Genomic DNA, 18,887 nt, shown 5'->3' on the forward strand with positions numbered 1-18,887 from the left:
TCACCGGGGCCGCAGGATTCAATGGGCCGTCATGATCTGCAGGCGGCTGCCCACGCGCTCGGCGCGATCCGAGAGCTCACCTACCCAGTCGATGATCTTGTAGAGGAACATCACGTCCACCGGCGGCAGGCGATCCTCCAGCTCGAACAGCTGACGGCGGATGGCGATTTGCTGACTGTCGGCCTGCTGCTCGAGCACGTGCAGCTCGCGTATCATCTTCTGCATCACGTCGCTGACGTTGCGCCCGAAGCCGGACTCCAGCAGGTCCTTGAGCTCCTCCAGGGCGTGGCGTGCCTGGGCCACGCAGGCCACGGCGGTGCGCATGTAGTCGCGCATCGGCTGGGCCAGCGCGTCGGGCACCTGCATCCGGCGGCCGAGCATGATACCAGTGATGTCACGCACCTTGTTGGCGATCTTGTCCTGCACGCTGATCAGGTCCAGCAGGTCGGAGCGCGACACCGGCAGGAAGAGCGTATTGGGCAGGTTGAGCCGCAACTCGGTCTTGAGTTCGTCGGCCTCATGCTCGAGACGCGTGATCGTCTCGCGATACACGGCCGCCTCGTCCCATTCGCCCTGGAGGGTGGCCTCGAGGAACGGCAGGAGCTGATCGGCGCATTCGTTGGCCTTGACGATGTGGGCCAGCAATGGCTGGAATGGCGAGCGACCGAACATCGCGGAAAAGGGATTGGATGTCACCATGGGGGCATCTGGCACTGGGAAATGGCGGCGACAGTATAGTGACTGCCTCTGACGTCGTCATGAAAAAATCATTGAATCTTCATCGACATGAGGTGGCAGCGCCATGGCGAACGAGATCGAGCTCAAACTGGCCCTGGCCGAGACAGGCCCTGAGGCCCTGCACCACCATCCGCGCCTGGCCGGCCTGCCCACCACGACCACCCGGCTGGGCAACACCTACTTCGACACCCCTGAGGGCGAGTTGGAAGCCGCGCGCCTGGCCCTGAGGCTGCGCCATGACGACACCCGACTGGTGCAGACCCTCAAGACCAGCGGCCGAGGCGGCGGGGGCCTGTCGAACCGCGGCGAATGGGAGTGGGAGGTGCTCGGGCCTGGGCTCGATTTGAGCAAGCTCGCCGACCTGCCGCCCATGGCATCGCTCGGCGAGGGCGTACTGGGGCGCCTGACGCCACGCTTCTCCACCGACTTTTCCCGCGAGATCTGGTGGTGGGAGGACGACACCGCCACCCTCGAGGTGGCCCTGGACCTCGGCGAGATCCGTGCCGGGGAGCGTACCGCCACCATCCGCGAGCTGGAGCTGGAGCTCAAGGACGGCGACGAAGCCGCCATGCTCGACCTGGCCGAGATCCTGGCGAAGACCGTGCCGCTGCGCCCCTCCGACACCAGCAAGGCCGCCCGCGGTGCCGCCCTGCTGGCCGGTTGCTGGACGCTACCCGAGGGCGGCACGGCCAGCGCCTGGCTGCACCGGGCCGTGGTGGCCCTGGACGCCCTGGCCGATACCGGCGAGGACGCCTGGCGGGACACGGCCCGGCAGGCCTTGTGGCGACTGGCGGCTCTCCAGGATGCTAGGGTGAGCGAAGACGCTCAGCGACTGGCCGAGGCCCTGCACCAGACGCACTGGCTGACCGAAGACTTCGGCCGGCGGGCCCTGGGCCTGGCGCGTCGCCTGCCCAAGGTCGCGCTGGGCTGAGCGACTCACCAAGGACCTTGCCGTGAACCACGAGCACCTCAAGCCCGCCGCGGAGGGCCTGCGCACGCGGGTCTTCCAGATCATCTTCGAGTCCGATACCCCCCTGGCCAAGGGGTTCGATATCGTCCTGATCGGGGTGATCCTGACCAGCGTGTTGGTGGTGATGCTGGAGAGCATCCCCAGCCTGCGAGACGATTACGGCGCCTGGTTCATTCGGCTGGAATGGGGCTTCACCCTGCTGTTCACCTTCGAGCTGGCGGTGCGCCTGTACTGCCTGGAGCGTCCCTGGCAGTACCTGAAGAGCTTCTACGGCATCATCGACCTGGTGGCGATCCTGCCCACCTGGCTGGCCCTGCTCGTGCCCGGTTCCCAGTCGCTGGTGGTGGTGCGCCTGCTGCGGACCCTGCGCATCTTCCGGGTGCTGCGGCTGATGGAGTTCGTCGGCGAGGGGCGGCTGCTGATCGGCGCGCTGCTGCGCAGCAGCCACCAGATCTTTTTGTTCCTGTTCACCGTCTTCATGCTGGTGACCATCTTCGCCTCGCTGGTCTATCTCATCGAACCCGAGGAGGCCGGCTTCACCAGCATCCCCACCGCCATCTACTGGGCCGTGGTGACCCTGACCACGGTGGGCTACGGTGACATCACCCCGGTGACGCCGCTCGGCCAGGCCATCTCGGTGCTGGTGATGCTGATCGGCTACTCGATCATCGCCGTGCCCACCGGGGTCTTCTCGGCGGAGGTGATCCGCTCGATCCGCGCCGACCGCTATTCCGAGGAGGCCTGCCCCGGGTGCGGCCATGACCGCCACGAGCGGAGCGCTCGATACTGCCTGAAGTGCGGGACCTGGCTCGACGAGACCACACCGGACCCGCGGCTGGCGGACAAGACGCGTGAGGACGGCAAGACCACGCCCCGGGCGGACGACGAGGACGACGCGCCGCCAGACCACTGAGCCGGCGGCGCGGCCGGGTCACTCCCGGAAGGGGGCGGTGTCGCCGCGGCCTTCCCGGACGATTCGTGGCGGCAGCTCGCGCAGGTCGATCACGCTGGTCGGCTCGAGGTGGCAGGCACCACCGTCGATCACCAGGTCCAGATGGGCACCGAAGCGCTCGCGGATGGCCTCGGCGTCGGTCATCGGCAATTCCTCGTCCTCCGGGATCAGGGTCACGCTCATCAGCGGCTCGCCGAAGGTGTCGAGTAGGGCCCGGGTAATGTTGTGATCCGGCACCCGCACCCCGATGGAGCGCCGCTTGGGATGCAGCAGACGCCGCGGCACCTCGCTGGTGGCATCGAGGATGAAGGTGTAGGGCCCGGGGGTATGCGCCTTGAGCAGGCGGAAGACCGCATTGTCCACCTTGGCGTAGGTGCCGATCTCCGAGAGGTCGGAGCACACCAGGGTGAAGTTGTGCTTGTCGTCGAGGGCACGCAGCCACTTGATCCGCTCGATGGCCTTCTTGTCTCCCAGATGACAGCCCAGGGCATAGCCGGAGTCGGTAGGATAGGCGATCACCCCCCCGTCGCGGATGATCTGGACCGCCTGGTCAATGAGTCGCTTCTGCGGGTTGTCCGGGTGGATCTGGAAGAACTGGCTCATGGGCACTCCCTGTTCATTGTGCATGTTAGTGATGTCGACGCTATCACGGCCTCAAGCGGCCGAGGCCGACAGGCCAATAAGGGCCGCCAGCCGGGGGTGAGTCCAGACCGGCGGTGTCGCCGTGCGCGGCACCCGGCTCATGCTGCCTGGCGCCAGATGACCGCCGGGGAAGTGAAAGTCACTGCCGACCGAGGCATAGAGCCCGCGCTCCTGAAGCTGGCGCGACAGGTCCCGGGTCACATCGGGATTCTGGAAGCCGCTGACCAGTTCGGCGGCCTGGCCGCCAGCCGCGGCGAAATCATCGAGCAGCAACCCGCGCTTGCGCCGGGTCAGCCCGTGACACAGCGGATGCGCCAGCACGGCCACACCGCCGGCATCGAGGATCCAGGCCACGGCCTCGGCGAGATACGGCCAGTGGGCCTTGATATCGCCGGGCTTGCCGTTGCCCAGGTACTTAGCGAAGGCACTGCCCATGTCGGGCACCAGACCGGCTGCCACCAGAGCGCGAGCGAAATCCGGCCGGCCCAGCGGACGGTCGGCGTCGGCCTGCTCCCGGGCACGGTCGAGAGCATGGTCGAGGCCAGCCTTCTCCAGACGCTCGGCGATCGCCAGAGCCCGCCGGTGGCGGGCCTCGGCCTGGGCAACGAGGCCCGCCACCAGGTCCCCCTGAGCGCCCTCGGGCAGCAGCCCCACCACATGGATATTGATACCGCGCCACTGGGTGGAAAGCTCGGTGCCTGGCACCACCCGCAGGCCGGCCGTCTCGCCGGCGGCACGAGCCTCCTCGACGCCGGCCATGGTGTCATGGTCGGTGAGCGCCAGGTGGGTTACCCCGCGTTCGCGACACAGTGCCACCACCCCGGCCGGCGAGAGGGCGCCGTCGGAGGCGGTGGAGTGCATGTGCAGGTCAATGGTGAGGGGGTCGCCCTCGAAGCGCACGGGAAGTGCTGACATGGGCATGACGCCGGCAGGTGACTTTGTCAGAATATCCTTCCATGTTGCTCGCCGGGCTCGAGACGGTCAATGCCGGGCCCCGGCGCGAGCCGCCCACCACCGAGGAACACCCGAGATGCTCTACGCCATCATCAGTGACGATGTGAACAACAGCCTGGAGCGGCGGCTGGCCGCTCGTCCCGACCATCTGGCCCGCCTCGAGGCGCTGCGCGACGAGGGTCGCCTGGTGCTGGTCGGCCCCCATCCCGCCATTGACAGCGAGGACCCGGGCGAGGCCGGCTTCACCGGCAGCCTGGTGGTCGCCGAATTCGAGGATCTGGAGAGTGCCCAGGCCTGGGCCGACGCCGATCCCTACATGATCGCCGGCGTCTATTCGAAGGTGACGGTCAAGCCCTTCAAGAAGGTGCTGCCGTGAGGTAACCCACCTCGATTTTGCACAGCATCTGTGGATAACACTGTTGAAACACCGCGGATGCCTGGCGCCAGCCACCATGCCAGGCATCTCGGCACGACCGATCAAATCCTGACCACCGCCTCCCTACTTCCGGAGCCTCGCCTTGACCGCCGCCCCCGATACCCTGCCCCCGCTCGCCGGCCTGGAGACCGCCCGCCTGGACTGGCGAAGGGACGACGGCGGTGAGGAGGCGCCCCACTCCATGGCCTTCGACGATGTCTACTTTTCCCGCCACGACGGCCGTGCCGAGACCGAGCATGTGTTCCTCGCCGCCAACCGGCTGCCCGAGCGCCTCCAAGACTGGCGGGAGGCACGCCCCTTCGTGATCGGCGAGACCGGCTTCGGCACCGGGCTCAACCTGCTCTGCGCCTGGGCCTGCTTCGATGCCCAGGCCCCGGCCAGGGCTCGCCTGCACCTGGTCTCCACCGAGAAGTATCCGCTGGGCCGAGACGATCTGGCCCGGGCGCTCGCCACCTGGCCGGATCTCGCCGAGCGGGCGGCCGCCCTGCTCGCCCAGTGGCCCGAGCCGGTGGCCGGCGTGCATCGGCTGTGGCTCGATGATCGGGTGACCCTCGACGTGCACCTGGGCGATACCGTGGAGCGGCTGCGCCTGCTCGATGGCCGGGTCGATGCCTGGTTCCTCGACGGCTTCGCCCCGGCCAAGAATCCCGAGATGTGGCAGCCGGCATTGTTTGCGGCCATGGCCGAGCGCTCGCGGCCCGGCGCCACCTTCGCCACCTTCACCTGCGCCGGGGTGGTCAAGCGTGGCCTCAAGGCCGCCGGCTTCAGCTGGCGCAAGGTGCCCGGCTTCGGTCGCAAGCGGGAGATGCTGGCCGGCGAGATCGTCGCCCCGCCGGCGGACACGCGCCGCCGCGCCACACCCTGGTGCACCCCGCCCGCGCCGCGGCCGGCCCGCCGGGTCGCGGTGATCGGCGCCGGCATCGCCGGGGCCAGCGTGGCCGCTGCCCTGGCCCCGCGCGGGGTCGAGGTCTCCCTGATCGACCGCGAAAGGCCCGGTGCCGGCGCCTCCGGCAACGCCCAGGGCGCCCTCTACGTCAAGCTGGCCGCCGAGACCAACCTGCAGAGCCGCGCCTATCTGGCCGGGCTGCTGCATAGCCGGCGCTGGCTCGAGGCCCTGGATCCCGCGCACACCCTCTGGTCGCCCTGCGGGGTGCTGCAGCTCGCCACCACCGACCGCGAGGCGCGACGCCAGGTGCGCTTCCTCGACCACCATTCTCTGCCGGCCAGGGTGGTGCACGGGGTCTCGGCGGCACAGGCCAGCGACCTGGCCGGGGTGGCGATCGCGCATGGCGGCCTCTACTACCCCCTGGCCGGCTGGGTGCGCCCGGAGGACCTGTGCCGCCGCCTGGCGGCCACGGCCGGCGTAAGCACTCATCGGGGCGAGGTCCAGGCACTCATCCCGACTACCGATGGCTGGCGGCTGACGCTGGCCGGCGAGCACGGAGAACACCCTCTCGAGGCCGACCAGGTGGTCATCGCCACGGCAACCGGCGCGAACCGTTTCCCCCAGACCGCCGCCCTGCCGCTGCAGCCGGTACGCGGCCAGATTTCGCGCCTGGCCCTGCCCCAGGGGGCACCGGCGCCGGCCCGGGTGGTCTGCGCCGGGGGCTACGTGATGCCGCCTCTCGACGGCTGGCTGACCTTCGGGGCGACCTTCTCTCCCCACGAGGCCGACGGCGCGGTGCGAGAGACCGATCACGCCGCCAATCTCGACGAGCTTGCCCGCACCCTGCCCGGCTATCCGGAGGCCCTGGTGGCGGCGGGTGTTACGCTCACCCCCGAATGCCTCGCGGGCCGCGCCGCGGTGCGCGCCGCCAGCCCCGACAAGACGCCCTATGCCGGACCGGTCCCCGACGCCGAGGCCTGGCAGGCCGACTATGCCGTGCTGTCCAAGGACGCCACCCGCGTTCCCGACATCCCCGGCCGCCATCACTCCGGACTGTGGATCAGTGCGGCCCACGGCTCCCGGGGACTCGCCAGCGCACCGCTGTGTGCCGAGCTACTCGCGTCAAGGATCTGCGACGAGCCCCTGCCCCTGGAGGCGCCCCTGGCCGACCACCTGCACCCGGGACGGCGCATCATTCGCAAACTGATCCGGGGCGACTGACGGCGTCAATCGTGCAGCAGGGCTGCCCTTACTCCTCGCACCATGCCTCGCCCGCAGCCCAGCCTACCCCTCCTCGTCGTCGGCCAGGTCACGGCCGAAGGCCCGCCACTGGGCGAGCGTCATCACCTCGGTGCTCTCGGTCCTGAGGTCATGGACGATCAGCAGTTCGCCGCGCGCGAGCTGGCACTTGAGCTCCATGACCCAACCGCGCATGCCCTCGCCAGTATCGGTGGTGTCGTAGCCCTGGCGGGTGACGAAGGCCTCGAGCAGGCCGTCCAGGGTCTCCCCCGGCAGCATCCGATACGGCACCTCGATGAAGCGGCCGTCACCCATGGTCGTCCTCCCCCTTTTCCCAGCGGGCCAGGCGACGCAGGAACTCGGCCTCGTCGATCACCTCGACCCCGAGCTGCTCGGCCTTGGTCAACTTGCTGCCGGCGGCCTCCCCGGCTACCAGGCAGGCGGTCTTCTTCGAGACGCTACCGGTGACCTTGGCGCCCAGCGCCTGAAGACGTGCCTTGCCCTCGTCCCGGGTCATGCTCTCCAGGGTGCCGGTGAGCACCCAGGACTGGCCCTCCAACGGGGTGGGGCCGCGTGTCACCTCGGCCTCCTCCCAGTCCACACCGGCGTCGATGAGCGCCTGAATGGTCTCGCGGTTGTGGGGCTGGCGGAAGAAGGTGTGCACATGGGCGGCGACGATGGGACCTACGTCGTTCACCGACTCCAGGGCCTCCTGGTCGGCCTCCATCAGCGCGTCTAGGGTGCCGAAATGCTGGGCCAGGTTGGCGGCGGTGGCCTCGCCTACCTCGCGGATCCCCAAGGCGAAGATAAAGCGCGGAAGCGTCGTATGTCTGGCCTTTTCGAGGGCCTTGACCAGGTTCTCCGAGGATTTCTGGCCCATGCGCGGCAGCGCGGCCAGGTCCTCGACGGACAGGGTGAAGAGGTCCGCCGGGGTCTGCACCCAGCCGCGCTCCACCAGCTGGTCGATCAGCTTGACGCCCAGGCCGTCGATGTCCAGGGCGCGGCGGGAAGCGAAGTGCTTGAGGGCCTCCTTGCGCTGGGCGGCGCAGTAGAGTCCCCCGGAGCAGCGTGCCACAGCCTCGCCTTCCAGGCGCTCGATCTGTGAGTCGCACACCGGACAACGTTCGGGGAAGACGATCTCTCGGGCATCGGATGGCCGGTCTTCCTCCAACACCCGTATTACCTGAGGGATGACGTCGCCGGCGCGGCGGATGGCCACGGTATCGCCGATCATCACGCCGAGTCGGGCGATCTCGTCGGCGTTATGCAGGGTGGCGTTGGAGACGGTGACGCCGGCCACCGAAACCGGCTCGAGGCGCGCCACGGGGGTGATCGCCCCGGTACGCCCGACCTGGAACTCCACGTCCTTGAGCCGGGTGGTCTGCTCTTGGGCGGGAAACTTGTAGGCGATAGCCCAGCGCGGCGCTCGGGCCACGAAGCCCAGTTCGCGCTGCAGGCGCAGGTCATCGACCTTGATCACCGCCCCGTCGATGTCATAGCCAAGGGTATCGCGCTTCTCGCCTAATCGGCGACAGTAGTCGATCACGCCCTCGATGCCCTGCACCACCGAGAGGTCGCGACTGGTGCGAAACCCCCAGGTATTGAGCCGCTGCATCAACTCGCCATGGGTAGCCTCGCCATCCTCGGGTTCGAGGCGAGCCACCTGATAGGCGCTGAACTCCAGAGGGCGGCGGGCGGTGATACGCGGGTCGAGCTGGCGCAGGCTGCCGGCGGCGGCGTTGCGGGGGTTGGCGAACACCTTGCTGCCCTCCTCCCGGGCGCGCGCGTTGAGGTCCTCGAAGCCCGCATGGCTCATGATCACCTCGCCGCGGACCTCGAGAAGCTCGGGGGCTTGGCGGCCACGCAATCTGAGCGGAATGGAACGCAGGGTGCGCAGGTTGGAAGTGATGCCCTCACCGGTACGGCCATCGCCCCGGGTGACGCCAGTGGTCAGCTCGCCCTGCTCGTAGACCAGGGAGACGGCAGCCCCGTCGAGCTTGGGCTCGCAGCAGAAGGCGATGTCCTCGGGATCGGTCTCCAGACGGTCGGCCACCCGGCGCCCAAAGGCTTCGAGCTCCTCTTCATCGAAGGCATTGTCCAACGACAGCATGGGTACCGCGTGTTCCACCTCGGGGAAGCCCTCGGCGGGCGCGGCCCCGACCCGCTGGGTCGGCGAGTCTGGGGTGACCAGCTCGGGGTACTCGGCCTCGATCTCCTGCAGGCGGCGCAGCTTGCGATCATAGTCGGCATCGGTGAGCCGGGGGTCGTCGAGCACGTAGTAGCGGTAGTTGGCGTCCTCGAGCTCGGCACGCAGGCGCGCCGCCTCGTCACGGGTGTCCTTATCGGGCTGGGTCATGGAGTCCTGGTTCTCGGTCTATAGCGAAAGCCGCGAAGCTCGACGGCAGCGTAAACCAAACCACCCCCATAGCAAGGCTACGGAGGTGGTTTTCTTCCAGCTTCAAGCTTACGGCTCCGGGCGAAGCCCGGCAAAGCTAATTGACTTGATAGCGGTTGAGGCGATTACGCCGCTCGAACTCCTGGACCCGCTGGCGGGCGAAGCCCACGGTCTGGGCGGTCATCACGCACTGGTGCTCGTCCTTCAGCTCGCCGCCGAGATGACGGACGATGACCATGGCGGTCTCGACCATCGCCTCGAAGGCGGCGGCGGTGTCCTCGGCCCCCGGCAGGGGCATGAGCAGCGTGACGCCAGGCGTGCGGAAGTCATCCATGGACTGGATGGGAAAGGTGCCGGGCTTGACCACATTGACCATCGAGAACTGCAGGCGACTCTCGGGGTCCTCGGTCTCGAAGCGGTGAAAGATGCCCATGTCGCGGCCATAGCGCAGTCCGCAGGCCAGCATCAGGTCGAGCAGCGCGGTGCCCGAGAAGCCCTCCTCATCCCGGGACATCACGCTGATCACGATGATTTCCTCGGACTGGCTCAGGGTATCCCGGGCGTGCTCGGCGGTGACATCGTGGCGCAGCGCCTTCTCCAGCACCGGGTGGGGCCGGACCACGTCCTCCTCCGCCAGCGTATCGGGCGCCGACACGGCTGCGCCCGCCGCCTGCTGCTCGGCCAGGGCCTCGGCCTCGCGATGACGACGCTCGGCGTCCTCGGCCGCCTGCGCCTCCTCGGCCTGCTGGCGACGGGACGCCTCCAGGGCGGCCTGCTCGGCCTTTTCCTGCTCGCGCCGGATCCGCTCACGGCGCTTCTGCGCGCGACGCTCGGTGATCGACTTCTGCAGCGAGGCGCCGAGGCGGTGCATCGACGAGCCCATGCGCTTCGAGCTCGTCTTCAGCGAATCGCCCATCCCCTCGAGGTCCACCAGACGATAGCGTTCCTCGTCGTCGAGGCCCTCATGGTCCTCGGGATCGGCCGCCAACGGCCCGGTGTGCCCGTCATCGCGGGGTTCCGTGCGCGCGTCACCGGCACTGTCCAGCGACGCGATCCCCGGCTCGCGTCGGGTCTCGCCGCGGGACGCCTCGACCGGGGACGGCGCACCGGGGACTTCATGGGAGGCCGGCTCGGGGCCCGTGGTGGTCATGGTGGCCTCGCGCTCGGCGCGCTCCGACTCGCGGGCCGGCGCCGCGGCGGCTGACTCGGCAGGGGCCGGGGACGCCGTGTCGCCGGTGCCGCGCCGGAACTCGGAGAGCACCCGGGAGGGGCCGGGATGCTCCTGACGCTGCAGCTTGGGCTTGGCTTGCACACCACTGTAGTCCGCGGGCCTGACGACACGCGCGCCGCCATTGGGCAATTCCCAGTTGATTTCGGCCTCGCGGGCCGCCGCTTCGGGGTCAATGTCGCGCTCCGCCGCCACCTCGCCAGTGGGCCGGTCGTCGCCGACCTGGTCGAGACGGGGAACACGACGCTGACGCTGCAGGCGCCGCACGCCGTCGATGACGATCAGCGTCACCAGCGCCAGCCCCAATATGATCAGCCACTCTCTAAGTTCCATGGGTCGTCATGCCTTTATGATAAGGCGCCATGCCTAGGGTTATCCGTGGTACAGCATAGCGCGATCGCCGAAAAAATGGCCACCGTTTTTATTTGTCAAGCCCGGCGATCTCCTGCCGGCTTTCCGGGATGGCCTGCGCAATCGCCCTTCAGGAATCCCGTTGCGTTCGTGCAGCGCAACATTATCGCCACTTTCCTTGTAAACCCATTTGCTCATCGCGTTCAAGCCCGTCAGGCCAGGGTTATCGCAGATAGCTTCCATCGCTCGGGGCTGATCTGGCGACAAGCCTATGAGGAGGCGCTGTAAACCCCTCCCTGGGCGCTACCGACGCCATCCCTGGCGTAGGACCTCCTCTTCGGCTTGCCGCCGGCGCCCCTCGCTTTGGGTAACTGCGATAGCCCTGCCGTCAGGCCTCGGCCAGGGCCGCCGCCTCCTCGACACCCACCGATACCAGCCGGGAGACCCCGGGCTCCTGCATGGTGACCCCCATCAGGCGTTCCGAGGCCTCCATGGCGATCTTGTTGTGGGTGATATAGATGAACTGGACCGAGTCGGACATCTCTTTTACCAGCTTCGCATAACGCCCCACATTGGCATCATCCAGCGGGGCGTCCACCTCGTCGAGCATGCAGAAGGGGGCCGGATTGAGCTGGAAGATGGCGAACACCATCGACAGGGCGGTCAACGCCTTTTCTCCGCCGGAGAGCAAATGGATGGTGCTGTTCTTCTTGCCGGGCGGCCGGGCCATGATGGCGACCCCCGTCTCCAGCAGGTCGTCGCCGGTCAGGGTCAGCCAGGCAATGCCCCCGCCGAAGACCTTGGGAAAGAGGGTCTGCAGGCCGGTATTGACCCGCTCGAAGGTATCACGGAAACGCGTGCGGGTTTCCTGGTCGATTCGGCGGATCGCCCGGTCGAGGGTCTCCAGGGCCTCACCGAGCTCGGCCTGCTGAGCCTCGAGATAGTCGCGACGCTCGGCCTGCTGGTCGTACTCCTCGATGGCCGCCAGGTTGATCGCCCCCAGCCGCCGGATGCGCTCGCCGACCTCCTCCAGGCGGGTCTGCCAGGCGGACTCGGTGGCATTGGGGTCGAGGGCCTCGGCCAGGGCATCCGCGTCGTGGCCCAGCTCGCGCAGCTGCTCGTCCTGGGTCTCGGCCTTGAGCGCCAGGGCCTGCACGTGCATGCGTGCTTCCTGGAGACGCTCGCGGATGCCCTCGAGCTGGCGCTCATGCCCCTGCCGGGCCTGTTCATCCTGACGCAGCCGTTCCACGAGCTCGACGGCCCGGGCGCGCGCCTCATTCAGGTCGCGCTCCTCACGCTCACGGCGATGGAGCAACTCGTCGAGGCGCTCGCGGCGTTCCTCGTCGGGTTCGTATAGCCCCTCGCGAGCCTCCTCGAGTTCGGCGCAGCGTTCCATGAGCCGCTCCCGGGCCTCTCCGGCGCGGTCCTGCTGCTCGGCCAGGCCGGCGCGCTCGGCGGTATGGCGCTCCACCTCCAGTGCCAGGCGCTGTGCCTGCTCGGCCAGCGGTCGCTGACGGGCACGCAACGCGGCCAGCCGCTCGCGCGCCTCGCGGCGCTCGCGCTCCAGGCGCTCGCGGGTCTCGGCGCCCTCCTCCAGCCTCGCCATGGCCGCCTGCCACTGCTCCCGGACCTCCTCGATGGCCAGGCGGCTCTCCTCTGCCGCCTCGGCCAGCTCCTCGAGTTCCTCAGCGAGTTCCCCGGCCCGTCCCTGGAGATGTTCGAGTCGGCTGGCCAGTCCACTGTCCTGGACGGCCAGCTGCTGGCGATGCTGCTCGAGGTCGCGTTCCTCCAGACGCAGCCGCTCCAGGTCGGCCTCCCAGCGCTCGACCCGCTCGGTCGCCTCGGCCAGGCGAGTGTCTGCGGCCGCCAGGCGCGCCTCGACCGCCTCCAGCTCGGCCCGCGCCTCGGCCTCCCGACGCCGGCTGACCAGCAGGGCATCCGGACCTGCGTCCTGGCCGCGATGCCGGGCCCAGCCATCCCCCAGCCACAGGCCATCGGCGGTGATCAGGCTCTCGCCTTCGGTCAGCGAGGCCTGGCGTGCCCAGGCCTCGTCCCGCGTCGCGACGCAGTACACCCGGGTCAGCCACTGAGCGGCGGCCCCGGCGCCGCTGACCCGGGCGGCCAGGCTCTCCGGCGTCGCCGGCCGCCCTTCGCCCTCGAGCAGGCCCAGCTCCGCCGACAGGGCGGGAGTGAGCAGGGTATCTCTCCCGGTTATGGGTGCCAGGCGGGCCCTGAGCCAGGGCGCCAGCACCCAGGACACCACCTCCTCCCAGCCCGGGGTAACCTCGAGGCGCTCGCCGAGGTGCGGGGCCTCGGCCAGGCCGTGCTCGGCCAGGTGCGCGTCAAGGGTCTCGTCATGGTCGGTCAGGGCGGCCTCGATCAGCGCCTCCAGGGAGGCCAGCTCGCCCTGCAGGGTACTGCGCCGCTGGCGATCGGTCTCGCGGGCCGCCTCGGCCTCGCGCACCGCTTCCCGAGCGGCATCACGGTTCTCCTGCCCCTCGGCCCTCTGGGCCTCGATCCCGGCCAGCCGCTCGTCGAGTTCGGCCAGCCGCTCGGTCAGTTCGGCACGCTGTGCCGTCAGCCCCTCGATGTCGGGCAACTCGCCGTGCTGCTGGCGGCGGCGCTGGCTATCGGCCTCGAGACGCTCGAGGCGCGCCTCCTGCTCACGCAGGCGGTTCTGGGTGCGTTCCGCCTCTCGATGATGGGCCTGCCAGCGCTCACCGAAGGCCTCCCAGGCGGCATCGGCCTCCTCGGCCAACGGCTCGGCTTCTTCGAGGGCGGCCTCCAATTCGGCGAGGCGTTCGGCGACTTCTTCCTGCTCGGGCCCCAGGGTCTCGAGGCGCTCATCGAGACGCGCGAGGCGCTCGCCGTCGTCTTCACCGAGCCGCAAGAGTTCGCCGAGCTCACGTCGGGCACTCTCCAGGTCCCGGGCCAGCTGCTGATCCCGGGCACGGCTGTGCTCGAGGTCCTGCTCCAGGCGGGCGATGGCGGTGGTGGTCTCGTGGAAGCGGGACTGGCGGCCGTCGAGTTCGGTGGCCAGCCGGTCGTGCTCGGCACGGTCCGTCTCCAGGCGCGTCTCGCACTGGCGCAGGCCCAGCACTTCCCGCTCTACCGCGGTCTCGAGCTCCCGGACCCGGGCCTCCTCCTCGTCCTGGCTGGCCCGCAAGGCGCGACTGCGCAGCAGCGCCAGCTCGCCCTTGAGCCGGTATTCCTCCTGCTTGAAGGTCTGGTAGCGCCGCGCCGCCTCGGCCTGGCGCTTGAGCCGTTCGAGCTGCTTGTCGAGCTCCTCACGGATATCCTCCAGGCGCTCCAGGTTCTCCTGGGTGCGGCGCATGCGGTTCTCGGTCTCGCGGCGGCGCTCCTTGTACTTGGAGATGCCGGCGGCCTCCTCGAGGGTCGAGCGCAGCTCCTCGGGACGCGCCTCGATCAGCCGCGAGATCATGCCCTGGCCGATGATCGCGTAGGAACGCGGCCCCAGCCCGGTACCCAGGAACAGATCGGCGATATCGCGGCGACGGCACTTCTGGCCGTTGAAGAAGTAGCTGGACTGGCTGTCGCGGTTGACCTGGCGCTTGACCGAGATCTCGGCGTACTGGGCGTAGGGGCCGCCCAAGGCGCCGTCGCGGTTGTCGAAGCGCAGCTCGATGGCAGCCTGGCCGACCGGCTTGCGGCCGGTGGAGCCGTTGAAGATGACATCGGTCATCGACTCGCCACGCAGGGTCTTGGCCGAGGACTCCCCCATGACCCAGCGCACCGCGTCGATGATGTTGGACTTGCCACAGCCGTTGGGCCCGACGATGGCGGTCATGTTGCCGTCGAAGGGCACGGTCACGGGGTCGACGAAGGACTTGAACCCGGCCAGGCGGATCGACGTGAGACGCATGGCTTACTCGACGACCCGATCGATCATCACCTGGGCGGGCTCGCCGTCGGCTTCGCCCACCGGCACCGCGTCACGCCGCCCCATCAGGTCGCCGGGTTGCGGCGTGGCCTGACCGCTCGGCGAGACGCGCACCACCAGCCGGGCCTGCTCCACTTGGGAAAGCCGGGCCATCGGCGCCATAGCATCGCCGTCGTCCAGGGTGACGGTCAGCGGCAGCTCGCCCACGGTGACCCGGGTCACGGCCAACGGCGGCAGCTCACCCGCCATGTCCCGGGCGACCACGAAGACCGTGGTGGTGTCGGGCACACGGCCTTCGAGCTCGGGCGCCAGACGCACTTCGACGCGCAGGCCGGCCCCGCTCTCGGCGGCCTCGGGACTCACCCCGAGGCGCTGCTGGGCGACCCGGATGCCCTGGCGCAGGGCCTCGGCGGCGTTCGGATCCTGCATGCCGGCGATGGCCCGCCGCCAATGGTCGATGGCCGCCTCGTAGTCACCCTGCTCGAAGGCCTCGATGCCCAGCAGGCCAAGCACCGTCGGCTCACCAGGCGCCTCGGCCAGGGTCTCGTCCACCAGCGCCTGCACCTCGGGAGTAAGCTTACGACCGGCGGCGAAGTAGCGCAGCTGAGCCAGTTCGGCCAGCAGCCAGGGCTGGCGCCCCTCGAGTTCGAGCAGCCGCGTGAGGGTCGCGTCGGCCTCGGCCACCCGACCGCTATCGCGGTAAAGCGGGAACAGCGCGCGCCAGACCTTGGGGTTCTCCGGCTGGCGGGCGGCCTGCGCCTCCAGACGCCGGATTAGCTCGGGCAGCGAGGCCTCGGGGTCGCTCATCACCTCCTGCTGCACCGCATACAGGGCCAGGTCGCCCTCGGCGCCCTCGAGGCGATACCACGCCACGCTGGCGATGACCACCAGCACCATCACCACCGGCACCAGGCGCTTGCCGGCGCCGGCGGCCTTCAGTGGCGCTCGCCGGAGACGCTCGGTGTCCTCCAGCAGGCTGCGCTCGAGTTCCAGGCGATCCTCCTCGAAACGGGCATCGTCGATGTCGCCGCGGTCCCGGGCCGCTTCCAGGGAGGCCAGGCGACGCTGGTAGATGGCCACGTTCTGCTCGGCGGTCCGGTCGTTGGCCTCGACGTCACGCTGGGCCGCGGCCACGGCGGTGGCACGGCGCAGCGGCAGGATCAGCAACCAGAGGGCCGGCAGCAGCAGCATGGCAAAGGCGAGCCAGAGCAGCATCATTCGGTCCTCTCGCGCTTGATCAGGGCATCCAGGCGAGCCCGCTCCTCGGCACTCAGTTCGCGGGCCGAGGTGCGACGACGAGCGCGCACCATCAGCACCACCACCAGGGCCCCCAGCAGCACCAGGGCGGCAGGCAGCCCCCACAGCAGCAGGGTGCGACCCTCGAGCCGCGGGTTATAGAGCACATAGTCGCCGAAGCGGTTGACCATGAAGTCGAGAATTTCCTTGTCGGAGCGGCCATCCTGCAGCAGGGTGTAGACGCGATCCCGCATGTCGCCGGCGATGGGCGAGTCGGAGTCATCGATGGCCTGGTTCTGGCACTTGGGGCAGCGCAGGGTCGCGGTCAGGTCCTGGTAGCGCCGCTCGAGGACGGGATCGTCGAACTGACGCACCTCGATGCCGCCCGCCAGAGCGAATAGCGGCAGCAGTATCAGCAAGGCCAGCAGGGGCCGAATCATTCGTGCCATCTTTTCACCTCCGGCAGGATCACGTCGCGCACGTCTGCCGGCTTGATGTAGCCGGTGTGGTGGTAGCGGATGACCCCGTCGGCATCCACCAGGAAGGTCTCCGGGGCCCCGTAGACGCCCAGGTCGAATCCGAGCGAGCCCTCGGGATCGAAGATATTGACCTCGAAGGGGTTGCCGAACTCGGCGAGGAACTCACGGCCCTTCTCCCGGGTATCTTTGTAGTCGACCCCGATCAGGCGCACGCCACGCTCGGCCAGGTCGAGCAGTTGGGGCATCTCCTGTTTGCAGGTCGGGCACCACTCGCCCCAGACATTCACCAGGGTGACCTGGCCCTCGAGCAGTGACTCGTCCACCACCCGCCCGGGGTCCTCTAGGGTGGTCAGCTCGAAGGCCGGGAACGCCCGGGCCATCAGCGCCGAGTCGCGCTCGAAGGGGTTGATCGACAGCCCCTGATAGAGGAAGCCCCCCAGCACCAGGAAGCCGGCCAGCGGCAGCAGCAGCAAGAGGCGACGCGTCATGCGGCCACCTCCCTGGCGATGCGTTCCGGGTCACGGGCAGTGGCGGTGCGCCGGTAGCGTCGATCGATGACCGCCAGCACGCCGCCGGCCGCCATCAGCAGCGCACCGAGCCACAGCCAGCGCACGAAAGGCTTGTACTGGATGCGCATCGCCCAGCTGCCGTCCTCGAGATCCTCCCCCATGGCCACGTAGAGATCCCGGAACAGGCCCGGGCGCAGGGCGACGTCGGTCATCGGCATGCCGCGGGCGATATACAGGCGCTTCTCCGGGGTCATCACGAAGTGGCGCGCACTGTCGCCGCGACGCACCTCGATGCGCGCCGTATCGGCCACGAAGTTGGGGCCGCGGCGGCTGCCGAGCTCGGTCATGGTGAAGGTGTAGCCGGCCAGCGTGGCGCTGTCGCCCACCGCCATGCGGACGTTGCGGTCGACGGCGTAGTTCGACACCACGGTCACGCCGATGATGGTCACCGCCAGGCCCAGATGCCCCACCACCATGCCCCAGTGGGCGAGCGACAGCTTCTTCAGGCCGGCCAGGCGCGAGCCGCCGTTGCGGCTCTTGTCCCAGAGGTCGCGCACCAGCGGCAGTACCACCCACAACGCCGCCACCAGCCCCAGCGAGACCCGGAGGTTCCATTCGCCGTCATACAGCAAGGGCGCCGCGGCGCCGATCGTCAGCGCCAACGCCCCGGCCAGCCAGCTGCGCCGCAGCAGCTCGCGGCCGCGCATGCGCTTCCACTGGGCCAGGGGCCCGAGCCCCATGAAGAGACAGAGGATCACCGTCAGCGGCACGAACAGCGCATTGAAATAGGGTGGGCCCACGCTGATCTTGCCCAGGTTCAGGGCATCGAGCAGCAGCGGATAGACGGTACCCAGCAGCACAGTCACCGTCATGATCACCAGCAGGATGTTGTTGATCAGCAGGAGCGCATCGCGAGACAGCCAGGTGAAGCCCACCTGGTGGCTGACGCGGGGCGCCCGCAGGGCGAACAGCAGCAGCGAGAGCCCCACGGTGATGCCCAGCAGCACCAGGATGAACAGCCCCCGGGAGGGGTCGTTGGCGAAGGCATGCACCGAGGTGAGCACCCCGGAGCGCACCAGGAAGGTGCCCATCAGCGACAGCGAGAAGGTGGAGATGGCCAGCAACACGGTCCAGCTCTTGAAGGCGCCGCGTTTCTCGGTCACCGCCAGGGAGTGGATCAGCGCGGTGCCCGCCAGCCAGGGCAGCAGCGACGCATTCTCCACCGGGTCCCAGAACCACCAGCCGCCCCAGCCCAGCTCGTAGTAGGCCCACCAGCTGCCGAGCGCGATGCCCACAGTGAGGAAGGCCCAGGCGACGTTGGTCCAGGGCCGGGCCCAGCGGGTCCAGGCAGCGTCCAGGCGGCCGCCGAGCAGGGCGGCGATGGCGAAGGCAAAGACCACCGAGAAGCCCACATAGCCCATATAGAGCATCGGTGGATGGATGATCAGGCCGACGTCCTGCAGCAGCGGGTTGAGGTCGGCGCCGTCGGCCGGCACGTTGGGCAGCAGACGCGAGAAGGGGTTAGAGGTGAACAGCACGAAGGCCAGGAAGCCCACGCTGACCAGGCCCATCACGCCCAGCACCCGGGCCAGCATGTCCCGGGGCAGCTCCCGGGAGAAGCGGCTGACGGCGAAGGTCCAAGCACCGAGGATCAGGCTCCACAGCAACACCGAGCCCTCGTGGTTGCCCCACACGGCGCTGGCCTTGTAGTACCAGGGCAGCATCGAGTTGGAGTTGTTGGCCACGTTGGCCACGCTGAAGTCGTCCAGCAGGTAGCTGGCAGTCAGGCACAGGTAGGCGATGACCAGGAACAGGAACTGGCCGGTGGCCATGGGTCGGGCATAGGCCATCCACAGCGGGCGCCGGGTCGCCGCCCCGGCCAGCGGCATGATCGCCTGGACCACCGCCATCAGCAGGGCGATGATCAAGGCGAAGTGGCCGATTTCGGGGATCATCTTGATCAGCATGGCA

At 69.0% G+C, this 18,887-nt stretch carries 15 protein-coding genes; 4 read left to right on the plus strand and 11 right to left on the minus strand.

Annotation, left to right across the window (positions count from 1 at the left end):
* Window positions 1-18: 18 nt before the first annotated feature.
* Window positions 19-699: a TIGR00153 family protein gene (locus FHR94_RS09820; RefSeq protein ID WP_183325531.1), complete on the minus strand. Its 681-nt coding sequence runs from the start codon at window positions 697-699 to the stop codon at window positions 19-21.
* 103 nt (window positions 700-802) lie between these two features.
* On the opposite strand from FHR94_RS09820, the gene FHR94_RS09825 reads away from it, so the two are divergent.
* Window positions 803-1,669 (plus strand): CYTH domain-containing protein, encoded by an 867-nt coding sequence (locus FHR94_RS09825; protein ID WP_183325532.1) that lies wholly within the window; start codon window positions 803-805, stop codon window positions 1,667-1,669.
* A gap of 22 nt (window positions 1,670-1,691) precedes the next feature.
* On the plus strand, window positions 1,692-2,621 hold the full coding sequence (locus tag FHR94_RS09830; protein ID WP_183325533.1) for an ion transporter: 930 nt from the start codon (window positions 1,692-1,694) through the stop codon (window positions 2,619-2,621).
* Between the two features lie 18 nt (window positions 2,622-2,639).
* On the opposite strand, the gene FHR94_RS09835 is transcribed toward FHR94_RS09830, so the two are convergent.
* Complete coding sequence (locus FHR94_RS09835) at window positions 2,640-3,263, minus strand: L-threonylcarbamoyladenylate synthase (protein ID WP_183325534.1); 624 nt, start codon at window positions 3,261-3,263, stop codon at window positions 2,640-2,642.
* A 51-nt stretch (window positions 3,264-3,314) separates the two neighbouring features.
* Window positions 3,315-4,223, minus strand: a complete 909-nt coding sequence (locus tag FHR94_RS09840) for a PHP domain-containing protein (protein WP_183325535.1) — start codon at window positions 4,221-4,223, stop codon at window positions 3,315-3,317.
* Between the two features lie 109 nt (window positions 4,224-4,332).
* Between FHR94_RS09840 and FHR94_RS09845 the strand changes: the two genes are divergently transcribed.
* Complete coding sequence (locus tag FHR94_RS09845) at window positions 4,333-4,632, plus strand: YciI family protein (RefSeq protein ID WP_183325536.1); 300 nt, start codon at window positions 4,333-4,335, stop codon at window positions 4,630-4,632.
* 142 nt (window positions 4,633-4,774) lie between these two features.
* On the plus strand, window positions 4,775-6,799 hold the full coding sequence (gene mnmC / locus FHR94_RS09850; RefSeq protein ID WP_183325537.1) for a bifunctional tRNA (5-methylaminomethyl-2-thiouridine)(34)-methyltransferase MnmC2/FAD-dependent 5-carboxymethylaminomethyl-2-thiouridine(34) oxidoreductase MnmC1: 2,025 nt from the start codon (window positions 4,775-4,777) through the stop codon (window positions 6,797-6,799).
* A gap of 63 nt (window positions 6,800-6,862) precedes the next feature.
* Here mnmC and FHR94_RS09855 read toward each other — a convergent pair whose 3' ends face one another.
* From FHR94_RS09855 to FHR94_RS09890, 8 genes are all read right to left on the minus strand, one after another.
* Window positions 6,863-7,132 carry a YheU family protein gene (locus FHR94_RS09855; RefSeq protein WP_183325538.1) on the minus strand — a complete coding sequence of 90 codons (270 nt, stop codon included), beginning with the start codon at window positions 7,130-7,132 and terminating at the stop codon, window positions 6,863-6,865.
* Window positions 7,125-9,173, minus strand: a complete 2,049-nt coding sequence (gene ligA, locus FHR94_RS09860) for an NAD-dependent DNA ligase LigA (RefSeq protein ID WP_183325539.1) — start codon at window positions 9,171-9,173, stop codon at window positions 7,125-7,127. Before ligA ends, FHR94_RS09855 begins: the two co-directional genes overlap by 8 nt.
* Window positions 9,174-9,309: 136 nt before the next feature.
* Window positions 9,310-10,773: a cell division protein ZipA gene (zipA, locus tag FHR94_RS09865; RefSeq protein ID WP_183325540.1), complete on the minus strand. Its 1,464-nt coding sequence runs from the start codon at window positions 10,771-10,773 to the stop codon at window positions 9,310-9,312.
* A 406-nt stretch (window positions 10,774-11,179) separates the two neighbouring features.
* The gene (locus FHR94_RS09870) at window positions 11,180-14,674 is read right to left on the minus strand and encodes a chromosome segregation protein SMC (protein ID WP_183325541.1); all 3,495 of its coding nucleotides are present in this window, start codon (window positions 14,672-14,674) and stop codon (window positions 11,180-11,182) included.
* Between the two features lie 3 nt (window positions 14,675-14,677).
* Window positions 14,678-15,910, minus strand: a complete 1,233-nt coding sequence (gene ccmI, locus FHR94_RS09875) for a c-type cytochrome biogenesis protein CcmI (RefSeq protein ID WP_183325542.1) — start codon at window positions 15,908-15,910, stop codon at window positions 14,678-14,680.
* Complete coding sequence (locus FHR94_RS09880; RefSeq protein WP_183325543.1) at window positions 15,907-16,377, minus strand: cytochrome c-type biogenesis protein; 471 nt, start codon at window positions 16,375-16,377, stop codon at window positions 15,907-15,909. The genes ccmI and FHR94_RS09880 overlap by 4 nt, the downstream gene beginning before the upstream one ends.
* Window positions 16,365-16,895, minus strand: a complete 531-nt coding sequence (locus tag FHR94_RS09885; RefSeq protein WP_183325544.1) for a DsbE family thiol:disulfide interchange protein — start codon at window positions 16,893-16,895, stop codon at window positions 16,365-16,367. The genes FHR94_RS09880 and FHR94_RS09885 overlap by 13 nt, the downstream gene beginning before the upstream one ends.
* Window positions 16,892-18,883 (minus strand): heme lyase CcmF/NrfE family subunit, encoded by a 1,992-nt coding sequence (locus tag FHR94_RS09890; RefSeq protein ID WP_281375984.1) that lies wholly within the window; start codon window positions 18,881-18,883, stop codon window positions 16,892-16,894. Before FHR94_RS09890 ends, FHR94_RS09885 begins: the two co-directional genes overlap by 4 nt.
* Window positions 18,884-18,887: the final 4 nt, after the last annotated feature.

The sequence above is a fragment of the Halomonas cerina genome, assembly GCF_014192215.1.
GTDB lineage: Bacteria > Pseudomonadota > Gammaproteobacteria > Pseudomonadales > Halomonadaceae > Halomonas > Halomonas cerina.